We start from the raw sequence: 11,757 nt of genomic DNA, 5'->3' as shown, positions 1-11,757 counted from the left end.
CAGGCAGGGATACGCCAGGCGTTGCATGGGGCCAGAGACCGACGATAGCAGGCATAGGCTGCCGCTCTATGTGGTGGCGGGCCGGGCGCTTGCGGGCCTCGTGGCGACGCTTGGACTCGGCTTCTTCATCGCCGCGGTCGGCTTCGTCGGCTTCCTGTCGCAATTGCGCGGCGCGGAGATCAAGCCGGAGCGAAAGGCCGACGGCATCGTGGTGCTGACCGGCGGCTCATCCCGGGTGTCGGATGCGGTCGAACTGCTGGCCGGCGGATATGGCCGTCGGCTCCTGATCTCCGGCGTCCATCCGACCAACGATGCCAACGACATCACCCGCTCGCTGCCGGAGGCGCGCTCGTTCATCAATTGCTGCGTCGATCTCGATTACTCCGCGATCAACACCCGCAGCAACGCGGCGCAGACCCGGCGCTGGGCGGCCGAGCGCGGCTTCAAGTCGCTGGTCGTGGTGACCTCGAACTATCACATGCCGCGTGCCATCGCGGAGCTGTCGCACGCGATGCCGAGCATGGATCTCATCCCCTATGCGGTGGTCGGCGAGAAATGGCGCGACGAGCCGTGGTGGACCAGCGGACCGACGTTGCGCCTGCTGCTGTCCGAATATGCTAAATATGTCGCCGCCGAGGCGCGGCTGCGGCTTGCCGATCTCGGCCTCGATCTCGCGCCCGAGAGCGAGCTGCCGACCGGCGCGATCTCGCGCCGTCCGGCGACGGCGCAAGCCAATTGAACTGGGTTCCTGATGGTTCTGATCTTCCTGCGCTCGCTGCTGTTCAATATCCTGTTCTATCCGAACTTCGTGTTCTGGGCCCTGATCGCGCTGCCGACGCTCGCGATGCCGCGCAAGGCGCTGCTGCGCGTCGCGAACTGGTGGGCGCAGAGCAACATCCTGTTGATGCGCATCGTCTGCAACATCCGCGTCGAATATCGCGGCGTTGAGAAGATCCCTAAGGGGCCGCTGATCGTCGCCGCCAAGCATCAGTCGATGTGGGAGACGATCTCGCTGCTGCATTTCTTCGACGCGCCGTTCTTCGTCTTGAAGCGCGAATTGCTGCGCATCCCCTTGTTCGGCCAATATCTGCTCAAGGCGAACATGATCGCAATCGACCGCAGCTCCGGCGCCCGGGCGTTGAAGCAGGTGATGCGGCGCGCCGCGGAGGAGGTGAAGCACGGCCGGCAATTCGTGATCTTTCCCGAGGGCACGCGGCGCCCGGCGGGCGCGCCGCCGGACTACAAGGGCGGCGTCGGCCTGATCTACACCGATTGCGGCGTACCATGTCTGCCGGTCGCGCTGAATTCCGGGCTGTTCTGGCCGCGCCGCACATTCTTGCGCTATCCGGGTACACTGGTCGTGGAGTTTCTCGATCCGCTGCCGCCGGGTCTGCCGCGCGACGAGTTCATGACCCGCCTGCAGACTATCATCGAAGAGGCGACGGGGCGGCTCGTCGGCGCGGGCCAGGCCGAGCAGGCACAGCTGTTCGGGCGCGTGGCGGAAGAGGTGAAGGCTTGAGGCACGCTAGGCCGCGTCGCCCGGCGTATGCAGCGAGTGGCCGTCGTCGTGCAGCATCGTCGCCAGCCGATGCAGCTGCGTGTCGCGAAAGCCCTGGGCTTCGATCGCCTTCACGGTCGAGATCACGTAGTCGCGATTGGCGCCCGACTGGCCGTGCCCCTGGCGCACATGGCGCAGCTGCTCCTGCAGCGACAGCCGGCCGGCATATTGCACATGGCCGCGATCGACCACGTAGACCAGCGCGCTCACCCGCTCGCGCGCGTCGTTCTCGAGCCACACCGCGCGTATGACTTCGCGATACACCGAGGTCACCTGCTCGCGCGCGCGCAGATACGCGATCGTGTCGTCGCGTTTGTCAGCTGCAACGCGGAACGCAATCCCGCGACACGCTCCGCCACGATCCAAGCCGAGGACGAGGCCCGGCTTCTCCGGTGTGCCGCGATGGACGAAGGAGTAGACACACAGCGCGCGATGCTCGCCGATCAGCCGCGCCGGCACCTGCTCGATGAAGTCGAAGCCGGGGCGCCACATCAGCGAGCCGTAGCCGAAGACCCAGAGGTCGCCTTGAGGACGTTCGCGAGAGGAGAGAGACATTGCGGACATGACAGCGGAAGCCTAAGTGTGGTGCTCGCGAATTGTTAATTTATGTACACAATCCGTGATCGTGGAATCGCCAAAATTGCTGGCCAAAGGGTGTCCTGCATGTCTCGTTTGCCACAAGCGCGCCGCAGGCGCCCGCTCTGGGGGCTTCTCGTCGCTCCCGTCCTGCTCCTGATCGCCGCCGTCGCGTGGAGCGCGTTCTGGTTCTTCGCTGCTTCGCAGGTCGATGTCCAGGCCGACGCCTGGCGCGCCCGCGAGGCGAAGGCGGGCCGTGTTTATGATTGTGCGAAGCGTACTGTCGCGGGCTTCCCGTTCCGCCTCGAGGTGCGTTGTTCTGATCCGACCGTCGCGCTGTTCTCGCAAGCCGCGGGCACGCCGTTGATGAACGCCAAGCTCGACGAGATCCTGGTCGTCGCGCAGGTGTGGGATCCGAAGCGGATCATTGCGGAGTTCAAGGGGCCGGCCACGATCACTGAAGGTCGCGATCCAGCGTCGTTCGCCGTCAATTGGAGTGTGGGACAAGCCAGCGTGCGAGGTCTTCCGGGACCGCCGCAGCGTGCTGACCTCGTCTTTGAGCAGCCGACGATCGATCGCATCGAGGGCAGCGCCGCCGTGCCCGCCGCGCGCGCCGATCATGCGGAGCTGCATGGCCGCATCGCCGAGGGCACGCCGTCGGATCATCCGGTGTTGGAGACGGCGTTGCAGATTGCGAACGGCAGCATTCAGAACAGTCATCCATTGCTCGCGGAGCCGTTCAGTTCCGACATCCAGGCCCGGGTGACCGGGCTGAAGGATTTCCGCCCCAAACCCTGGCCGGAGCGGTTTCGCGAGATCCAGGCAGCGGGCGGTCATGTGGAGATCGTCCAGGCGCGCATCCAGCAGGGCGAGCTTCTGGCCATGGCGGCCGGCACGCTCAGCTTGACCGCAAATGGCAATATGGATGGCGAGGTGCAGATGACGGTCGCCGGGATGGAAAAGATCATCCCGGCGCTCGGGCTCGACAAGATGCTCGAGAACGGTGTGCCGCAGGGGACGCTCGATCGTGTGGCGCCCGGGGTGAAGTCGCAAGACGTCAGCAATCTGCTCGGGGCGCTCGACCGCGCCATTCCCGGCCTCGGCAAGGTGGTCAAGCAGAACGCCAATGTCGGCGTCGCGCTCGGCATCAATGCGCTCGGCAAGGAGGCGACGCTTGAGGGACGCAAGGCGCGAACGTTTCCCTTGCGCTTCTCCGATGGTGCCGTGGTGCTCGGTCCGTTCAAGGTCGCCCGCGTCCCTCCGCTGTTCTGAACTCAGGGCTTCTTGAGCTGCGGCAGCGGCCGGCCGAAATCCGGCGCTGCCGAATCCTGGCCGATGTCGACGATGCCGCGGCGGATCGCGCGCGTGCGCGTGAAATGGTCGAACAGCGCCTCGCCGTCGCCGCGCCGGATCGCACGCGTCAGCTTCGAGAGGTCCTCGGTGAAGGTGCCGAGCATGTCGAGCACGGCATCCTTGTTGCTCAAGAAGATGTCGCGCCACATCGTCGGATCGGACGCCGCGATGCGGGTGAAATCGCGGAAGCCGCCTGCGGAGAACTTGATCACCTCGGATTCCGTCACCTGCGCCAGCTCGTCGGCGGTGCCGACGATGGTGTAGGCGATCAGATGCGGCAGATGGCTGGTGATCGCGAGCACGCGGTCGTGATGATCCGGCGTCATGATCTCGACCTTGGCGCCGAGCGCCGCCCAGAACGCGCGCAGACGATCGATCGCGCCGGCGTTGACGCCCTCCGGCGGCGTCAGGATGCACCAGCGGTTGATGAACAGCTCGGCGAAGCCGGAGTCCGGACCGGAGTTCTCGGTGCCGGCCACCGGATGCGCCGGGACGAAGTGGACGTTCGCCGGCAGATGCGGGGCCATGTCGCGGACGATCGCGCCCTTCACCGAGCCGACATCGGAGACGACGGCGCCCGGCTTTAGATGCGGAGCGATCTCGGCGGCGACCGGGCCGCAGGCGCCGACGGGAATGCAGAGGATGACGAGATCGGCATCCCTGACGGCTTCCGCATTGCTCGCGACGACATGGTCAACGATGCCGAGCTCGGCGACGCGGGCGCGCGTCTTCTCCGAGCGCGCCGTCGTGACGATCTCGCCGGCCACGCCCTGCAGACGTGCCGCACGTGCGATCGAGCCGCCGATCAGGCCGAAGCCGATCAGCGCGATGCGTTCGAACCGTCCAGAGACGCTCACTTGGCCCTCATGAATTCGCTGAGCGCCTCGACCACCAGGCGGTTGGCTTCCTCGGTGCCGATGGTCAGGCGCAGCGCGTTCGGCAGCTTGTAGTTGGCCAGAGCGCGCAGCACGAGGCCGCGGCGGGTCAGGAATGCGTCGGCCTCGACCGCCGTCTTGCCCTCCTCGGTCGGGAAGTGGATCAGGATGAAGTTCGTGACGCTCGGCGTCACCTTCAGCCCGAGCTTGCCGATTTCCTCGCTCAGCCAGTTGCGCCATTTTTCCGTGTGCGTCTTGGACATCTGCTGATGCGCGGTATCCTCGATCGCCGCGACCGCCGCCAGCATGGCCGGTGACGAGACGTTGAAGGGCCCGCGGATGCGGTTGATGGCGTCGACGATGTGCGCCGGGCCGAACATCCAGCCGACGCGCAGCGCGGCGAGGCCGTGGATCTTCGAGAAGGTGTGCGTCACCACCGTGTTCTCGGTGGTGGCCACCAGCTCGAGGCCGAACTCGTAGTCGTTGCGCGAGACGTAATCGGCATAGGCCGCGTCGAGCACGAGCACGACATGCGAGGGCAGACCGTTGCGCAGCCGCTTGACCTCGTCGAACGGGATGTAGGTGCCGGTCGGATTGTTCGGGTTGGCGAGCCACACCAGCTTGGTCCGCGGCGTCACCGCGGCGAGGATCGCGTCGACGTCGGTGCGGTACTCGGTCTCGGACGCAACCACGTTCTTTGCGCCGCAGGCCATCGTCGCGATCGGATACACCAGGAAGCCATGCGCGGTGGAGATCGCCTCGTCGCCCTCGCGCAGGAAGGTGTGCGCCAGCAGGTTGAGCAGTTCATCCGAGCCGGCGCCGCAGACGATGCGGTCGGGATCGAGGCCGTAGGTGCGGCCGATCGCCTCGCGCAGCACACGCGAGGTGCCTTCGGGATAATCCTCGAGATGCGTGGCCGCGCTCTTGAATGCTTCGATCGCCTTCGGCGACGGGCCGAACGGGGTCTCATTGGCCGAAAGCTTGAACACCTTGCGGCCCGGCTCCGGCTTGGGGCTCTTGCCGGGCGTGTAGGGCGCGATGTCGAGAATGCCGGGGTTCGGCACGGGGCGGTTCATCATCAACTCCGAAGAATGGTCACTGGCGCGCGGCGTCTCAGCTCGGAACCGTATAGCGTTTGGCGTGGCCGCCGACGAGGGCCGCGGAGCGCACCGAGGCGCCTGCCGCGATCAGCGCCGCCTTGATCTTGTCGAGGTCCGCCGGCGCCTCGATCGACACCAAGAGCGCGGCGCCGTCGAAGGCGGTATCGGGCACCGCGATCACGTCGGCGAGCGGCGACAGCGCCCGCGACACCTGCGCATTCCAGCCGGACACGCGGATGCTCCAGGTCTCCACTTCCAGCACCAGCGCATCGTCGGCGACGCGCGACACCGCGAACACCGGCAGCGCCGCCGGATGGTCGGCGCGCTCGATGAACGGCATCCGCGCGATGATCTTCGGCGCGCCGACAGGCTCAAGCGTGATCCACCACGGCGTATGGCCCGAATTCGTCGACACCAGCGCCAGATCGCCCTTCGACCGCGCCACCGCCTCGACCGCAGCCTGGGCGCTGAAATGCGGCGCATAGGGTACTACGAAGCCGAAATGAAACCTTGCGGAATCGCGCATCGCGGATTCGCCGACCGAGACGTCGGCATGCACCGAGAACGGCGCCTGCACATAGGTGAAGGTCGACACAATCACGCGCCAGATGCCCTCGACCGTGTCGAGCGGCAGGATGCCGCGATGGCGCTGCACCAGCCGCCGCATCATGTCGGCCTCGCGCGCCGGCCGGAACGCCGAGCCGACCTCCTGCGTCTTCTTGACCTTGATCAGCCGGTCGATGATGTCGGCCCGGTTCATCAGAAGCTGATGCACCTGCTCGTCGATCGCGTCGATCTCCTTGCGCAGATCGGCCAGGGAGGGCGGGGCAGGGGGCGGGTTCGACATGGGCTCGGGTCACTCTGCGTGGGCCGGCCGGAACGTTCGACCGACGGGAACGGATGCCGTTCTCTCCGATGCGCAGGGCCTGCGCAACAGCAAGTTTACCTTGTGCTGCCTAGGCTTGGCTGGATTGCAGCCGTGCCGACCGTGATTGGCGGTCAACCCCAGCTTGCCTTGACGAGGAGCGCCCGCGGGACTAGCTTCTGCCCGTTCCGTGGTCATTTGAGCCGGCCGGCTTGCAGCCACGTTAAAAAACTCGCTAAACAGGCCGGGGACGTTATCGATCCCGGCCGAACCCCAGTTCAGGCCGGGTTTTTCATGGCCTGATATGTCACGTGGTTCGGGAGCCCTTGCCGGAAGGCCGGGGTGAGAGACATGACAGGCCTGACGCCGAAATCCACCTCCGCGCTGCGCACGGTTGCGCCGGAAGAGCGTTCGCACGAGGTCGACCATCCGAGCTCGCTTGTGGCGCAGTTCGGCGCCGACAAGCCGTTGAAGCTCGATTGCGGCGTCGATCTCACGCCGTTCCAGATCGCCTACCAGACCTATGGCGAGCTCAACGCCGACAAGTCCAACGCCGTCCTGATCTGCCACGCGCTGACCGGCGACCAGCACGTCGCCAACCGCCATCCCGTCACCGGCAAGCCCGGCTGGTGGGAGACGCTGGTCGGCCCCGGACGTCCGCTCGATCCCGCGCGCTACTTCATCATCTGCTCCAACGTGATCGGCGGCTGCATGGGCTCGACCGGCCCGGCCTCGCTGAATCCCGCGACCGGCAAGGTCTGGGGGCTCGATTTCCCGATCATCACCATCCCCGACATGGTGCGCGCGCAGGCGATGCTGATCGACCATCTCGGCATCGACACGCTGTTCGCGGTGGTCGGCGGCTCCATGGGCGGCATGCAGGCGCTGCAATGGACGGTGGCCTATCCTAGCCGCGTGTTCGCCAATCTCGCGATCGCCTGCGCGACGCGGCACTCGGCGCAGAACATCGCCTTCCACGAGCTCGGCCGCCAGGCTGTGATGGCCGATCCGGAATGGGACCACGGCCGCTATGCCGACAAGGGCACGCATCCGCATCGCGGGCTCGCGGTCGCGCGGATGGCCGCGCATATCACCTATCTGTCGGACGCCGCCCTGCATCGCAAGTTCGGCCGCCGCATGCAGGACCGCGAGCTGCCGACGTTCTCGTTCGACGCCGATTTCCAGGTCGAGAGCTACCTGCGCTACCAGGGCTCGTCCTTCGTCGAGCGCTTCGACGCCAATTCCTATCTCTATCTGACGCGCGCGATGGACTACTTCGACATCGCGGCGGATCACGACGGTGTGCTTGCGGCGGCGTTCCGGGGCATCAAGACCCGCTTCTGCGTCGTGTCGTTCACCAGCGACTGGCTGTTTCCGACCTCGGAGTCGCGGGCGCTGGTGCATGCGCTAAATGCGTCGAGCGCGCGGGTGTCGTTCGCGGAGATCGAGACCGACAAGGGACATGACGCGTTCCTGCTCGATGTGCCCGAGTTCTTCGAGATCGCCAGCGCCTTTCTCGACTCGGCTGGCAAGGCGCGCGGCCTCAACGCCACGAAGGGGAGCTGAGCCATGAGCCTGCAGGGTGTGCTGCCGCTGAACGGCTTTACAGGCGGCGAGGTGTTGGCCTATCGGCCGGATCATCTGCTGGTCGCCGGCATGGTCGAGCGCGGCTCCAAGGTGCTCGACATCGGCTGCGGCGACGGCGATCTGCTGCAATTGCTGGAGAGCCGCGGCATCGACGGCCGCGGCATCGAGCTGTCGCGCGAGGGCGTCAACCATTGCGTCGCCAAGGGCCTCGCGGTCGTGCAGGGCGATGCCGACACCGACCTCGTCGACTATCCCGACGACGCCTTCGACTACGTGATCCTGTCGCAGACCTTGCAGGCGACGCGCCGGCCGAAGGCGGTACTGGAAAATCTGCTGCGCATCGGCCGCCGCGCCATCGTCACGTTCCCGAATTTCGGCTTCTGGCGGCTGCGCCTGCAACTGCTCGTCGGCGGCCACATGCCGCGGACCGACAATCTGCCCTTCACCTGGTACGACACGCCGAACATCCATTTCTGCACCATCAAGGATTTCGTGCAGCTCTGCGACGAGATCGGCGTGAAGATGGAGCGCGCCGTGGCGCTTGATAGTTACGGCCGCCCGTTGCGGGTGGCGATGCCCTGGTGGTTCTGGAACATGTTTGGCGAACAGGGCGTGTTTCTGCTGAGCCGGGGCGAGCGGCGGTAGGGGCGGGTGCGCCTGCTCGTCGCGCGTCGTCCCGTGCGCGCATGTCATTCTACGCTGTCGTCCCGGCCTTGAGCCGGGACCCGTAACCACCGACCCTGCTGGGGCGATGACTGGCAGTTGTGCTTTACCGATAGATTCCGCGGTATGGGTCCCGGCGTTCGCCGGGACGACAGCGGAGGGCGTGGCGCCGGTGTGCCAACTCATAGGCGCCAACACTAGTGCCACCTTGTCGCTGCACGAATGATCCTCTTCACATCTCAAACAGCCAGCGACGTCACGAAGCCTTCCCGCGGCACCTTCGCGCCCGGGCTTTGCGTTGGTCATCGCCCCCTGATAACGCAGAGGCGCAGGGAAGGCCGGATGCTGGCCGCACCCATGGCCCGCCTGCGAGAAAGAATGCAGGCGGCAGATACCACAGGTACGAGCCGGAACACCCGGCCTCCCTGCGCGATGGATTGACGGCTGCTTCGCGTTCTCCCCGGTGCGCCGGGCTTTCTGGCCACCGTTGCCTGCGCGACGCGTTCAGCGTCCTCGCAAGCGTGACACCAGCTTCGGGGTGTCAGGACCGCGCGACTTGACCGTGCGTGCCGCACTTGTTCGTCCGCGCGAGCGAACTCACGCGCAAGCCGGCACGCCCACCGCATCCCACCTCAGCGTTCGTGACGACCGCGATACGCCCCTCGTGCTGCGAGGCGGGACGGCCGGAAACATGGAGCTGATTTGCCCGACGCTGCAAGCGCGGAGTATGCGACAAACTAACACGACGGGCAGTTGGCGCATGCGGGGCATGCGCGGACTGCCCGTCGTGCAAAGCGATCTTCATTCCCCGCCTCGTTCAGCTGCGCCGGTTGACGCGCCTCAATCTCTCGTCGGGGCCGGGCGCTTATGATGGCCTCATCTGGTCATCTGTCGGGGCTCGTGAGATGAGAATCCTGCTCTCCGAAGGATCGGGCCTCACCTCGCGCCAAGTCGCCGGGCGGCTCGGCGCGCTCGGCCATGAGGTCGAAATCCTCTCCTCCACCCGCGTCTGCCTGTCGCGCTTCACGCGTCAAGTGCGCGCCGTGCACGAGGTGCCAAGGTTCGGGCGCGATCCCTTCGGGTGGCTCGCCGCCGCCGAGCGCATCGCGGCCGCGCGTCGCATCGATCTGCTGTTTCCGACCCAGGAGCAGGTGACGGTGCTGTCGGCGCGGCTGCCGCGGCTTGGCGTTCCGACCATCGTGCCGCCATTCAAGAGCCTCGCCCGGGTGCAGGACAAGGTTTCGGCCTTTCGCACGCTCGAAGCCGCGGGGGTCCCGCAGCCATGGACCGCGCTGATCACGCGTGCGGAGGATCTTCGCGGCATCACCATCTATCCGGTCTTCTTGAAGCGGCCGGTGAGCACGGCAAGCTCGGGTGTAAGGCGGGCGCGAAGTGCGGACGAACTCGCGGCCGCTGCGCACGAACTGGGCGTGGGAGCATCGGAGCTGATCGCACAGGTCCAGGTATCGGGGCCGCTCGCGATGGTGCAGGCCGTCGCCGACCATGGCCGGCTCACGGCGCACCACGCCTGTCTTCGCGTGCGCGAGGGCGTCGGCGGCGGTGCAGCGCTGAAGCAGAGCATCGTGCTGCCTGGTCTTCGCGACATGCTGGTGCGATTGATCGGCACACTCGATTGGCATGGCGGCCTGTCCATGGACGTGATCATCGGCGACGACGGGCCCGTCATCATCGACGTCAACCCGCGACTGGTCGAGCCGGCCAACGCGCTGGCCGCGGGGGTGGACCTCGTCGGCGCGATGCTCGATGCGGCCACTGGAGGGTCGGGCCCGGAACGGCCGGCCGGCGCCGCCGGCGTGCGAACGCGGCAAACGCTGCTTGCGATCCTCGGGGCGGCCCAGCAGCACGGAACGCGCACAGCCGTCCTGCGCGAAGCGATCAACGCGATCTTCGCCCGCGCCGATTACGCCGGATGCGCCGAGGAGCTGACGCCGGTCACTGGGGATTTGCGTGCAGCGATTCCGGTCCTCGTCGCGCTCGCAGCGTCGCTGATCCGCCCGTCGCTGTGGCGCAGATTCCACGCGGGCGCCGTCGGCCCGTACGCCGTCACGCCGGAAGCCTGGGCGGAGATCGTGGCTGCGGCGGCGTGATGGCAGTCCAGGCTGGGTTCGGGCAGAATGCATGGATTGCCGTCGACACGTCGGAGATCCCCCGCGATGAAATCCTTCCGCAAGGAGCTATGGTTCGACATTCCCGGCCGCCGCGCCTTCATCAACATCACGCCCGAGGTCGAGGCGGCGCTGCGGGAGAGCGGGGTGCGCGAGGGGCTGGTGCTCGTCAATGCCATGCACATCACCGCGTCGGTGTTCATCAATGACGACGAGAGCGGGCTGCATCATGACTACGAGCAGTGGCTGGAGAAGCTGGCGCCGCACGAGCCGGTCTCGTCCTATCGCCACAACCGCACCGGCGAGGACAATGCCGATGCGCATATGAAGCGGCAGATCATGGGCCGCGAGGTGGTGGTCGCGATCACCGGCGGCAAGCTCGATTTCGGCCCGTGGGAGCAGATCTTCTACGGCGAGTTCGACGGCGGCCGCCGCAAGCGCGCGCTGATCAAGATCATCGGGGAGTAGGCGGCAGGCTGTTGCAGATCGCGTAAGCTTGTTCGATCATCACGCATGGACACCATGCGATCAGCGGTGTTGGCCGTGTTCGGCGGTCTCCCCGGCACCGGCAAGACGACGGTGGCGCGGGAGCTGACGGCTCGGCTCGGGGCGAGCTACATTCGCATCGACACCATCGAGCAGGCGTTGCGCGCGGCCGGCCGTGAGGTCGGAGTGCTGGGCTATGTCATGGCGAACGATCTGGCGGCCGACAATCTGAGGCTTGGCCGGACGACGATCGTCGATTGCCTCAACCCGGTGCTCGCGAGCCGTCAGGGATGGCGGCAAACCGCATTGCGCCAGTCAGCCCGCCTCGTCGAGATCGAGCTGGTCTGCAGTGATCCGGCCGTGCACCGGCAGCGCGCCGAAGGCCGGCCGCCCGATGGCTCCGGACTGCGCCATCCCACCTGGGACGAGATCGTCAGCCGGATTTATGAGCCATGGGACCGCGCGCATCTGGTTCTCGACAGCGCGACCCGCTCCCTCGACGAGCTCGTCGACGCGGCGGAGGGCATCGTTCGGCAGCAAGGCTGAGCGGAACCGTTCGAGTCGGGTC

General features: G+C 66.6%; 12 protein-coding genes and 1 riboswitch. Of the genes, 8 read left to right on the top strand and 4 right to left on the bottom strand.

The window, feature by feature from the left end; all coding sequences use genetic code 11:
- Positions 1 to 25 precede the first annotated feature (25 nt).
- Positions 26 to 739 (top strand): YdcF family protein, encoded by a 714-nt coding sequence (locus tag BRADO_RS30010; RefSeq protein WP_050781056.1) that lies wholly within the window; start codon positions 26 to 28, stop codon positions 737 to 739.
- A 12-nt stretch (positions 740 to 751) separates the two neighbouring features.
- The gene (locus tag BRADO_RS30005; RefSeq protein WP_012029961.1) at positions 752 to 1,519 is read left to right on the top strand and encodes a 1-acyl-sn-glycerol-3-phosphate acyltransferase; all 768 of its coding nucleotides are present in this window, start codon (positions 752 to 754) and stop codon (positions 1,517 to 1,519) included.
- A gap of 6 nt (positions 1,520 to 1,525) precedes the next feature.
- Here BRADO_RS30005 and BRADO_RS30000 read toward each other — a convergent pair whose 3' ends face one another.
- Positions 1,526 to 2,113 carry a gamma-glutamylcyclotransferase gene (locus BRADO_RS30000; RefSeq protein ID WP_371259375.1) on the bottom strand — a complete coding sequence of 196 codons (588 nt, stop codon included), beginning with the start codon at positions 2,111 to 2,113 and terminating at the stop codon, positions 1,526 to 1,528.
- Between the two features lie 108 nt (positions 2,114 to 2,221).
- On the opposite strand from BRADO_RS30000, the gene BRADO_RS29995 reads away from it, so the two are divergent.
- Positions 2,222 to 3,406, top strand: a complete 1,185-nt coding sequence (locus BRADO_RS29995) for a DUF2125 domain-containing protein (protein WP_012029959.1) — start codon at positions 2,222 to 2,224, stop codon at positions 3,404 to 3,406.
- Positions 3,407 to 3,408: 2 nt separating this feature from the next.
- Here the strand turns inward: BRADO_RS29995 and BRADO_RS29990 are convergent, their stop codons facing one another.
- The 3 genes from BRADO_RS29990 to BRADO_RS29980 are packed head-to-tail and all read right to left on the bottom strand — an operon-like array spanning position 3,409 to position 6,309.
- On the bottom strand, positions 3,409 to 4,344 hold the full coding sequence (locus tag BRADO_RS29990) for a prephenate/arogenate dehydrogenase family protein (protein WP_012029958.1): 936 nt from the start codon (positions 4,342 to 4,344) through the stop codon (positions 3,409 to 3,411).
- Positions 4,341 to 5,438 (bottom strand): histidinol-phosphate transaminase, encoded by a 1,098-nt coding sequence (hisC, locus tag BRADO_RS29985; protein WP_041757845.1) that lies wholly within the window; start codon positions 5,436 to 5,438, stop codon positions 4,341 to 4,343. The genes BRADO_RS29990 and hisC overlap by 4 nt, the downstream gene beginning before the upstream one ends.
- A 37-nt stretch (positions 5,439 to 5,475) precedes the next feature.
- Positions 5,476 to 6,309 carry a chorismate mutase gene (locus tag BRADO_RS29980; RefSeq protein WP_012029956.1) on the bottom strand — a complete coding sequence of 278 codons (834 nt, stop codon included), beginning with the start codon at positions 6,307 to 6,309 and terminating at the stop codon, positions 5,476 to 5,478.
- 198 nt (positions 6,310 to 6,507) lie between these two features.
- Positions 6,508 to 6,587, top strand: a riboswitch (SAM riboswitch).
- Positions 6,588 to 6,678: 91 nt separating this feature from the next.
- On the opposite strand from BRADO_RS29980, the gene BRADO_RS29975 reads away from it, so the two are divergent.
- The 5 genes from BRADO_RS29975 to BRADO_RS29955 all read left to right on the top strand — a co-directional run bounded on the left by BRADO_RS29975 (position 6,679) and on the right by BRADO_RS29955 (position 11,735).
- Positions 6,679 to 7,893, top strand: a complete 1,215-nt coding sequence (locus BRADO_RS29975; RefSeq protein WP_041757145.1) for a homoserine O-acetyltransferase — start codon at positions 6,679 to 6,681, stop codon at positions 7,891 to 7,893.
- 3 nt (positions 7,894 to 7,896) lie between these two features.
- A complete protein-coding gene (gene metW, locus BRADO_RS29970) occupies positions 7,897 to 8,559 on the top strand; it encodes a methionine biosynthesis protein MetW (protein ID WP_012029954.1) in 663 nt (220 codons plus the stop codon).
- 923 nt (positions 8,560 to 9,482) lie between these two features.
- Positions 9,483 to 10,685 carry an ATP-grasp domain-containing protein gene (locus BRADO_RS29965; RefSeq protein ID WP_041757144.1) on the top strand — a complete coding sequence of 401 codons (1,203 nt, stop codon included), beginning with the start codon at positions 9,483 to 9,485 and terminating at the stop codon, positions 10,683 to 10,685.
- 66 nt (positions 10,686 to 10,751) lie between these two features.
- Positions 10,752 to 11,171: a secondary thiamine-phosphate synthase enzyme YjbQ gene (locus tag BRADO_RS29960; RefSeq protein WP_012029952.1), complete on the top strand. Its 420-nt coding sequence runs from the start codon at positions 10,752 to 10,754 to the stop codon at positions 11,169 to 11,171.
- 66 nt (positions 11,172 to 11,237) lie between these two features.
- Complete coding sequence (locus BRADO_RS29955; protein WP_041757843.1) at positions 11,238 to 11,735, top strand: AAA family ATPase; 498 nt, start codon at positions 11,238 to 11,240, stop codon at positions 11,733 to 11,735.
- The last annotated feature ends 22 nt before the right edge of the window (positions 11,736 to 11,757 follow it).

Source organism: Bradyrhizobium sp. ORS 278, from assembly GCF_000026145.1.
Taxonomy (GTDB): Bacteria; Pseudomonadota; Alphaproteobacteria; order Rhizobiales; family Xanthobacteraceae; genus Bradyrhizobium.
Note: the sequence above shows the minus strand (reverse complement) of the source record. Positions and strands in the feature narration are given on the sequence as shown.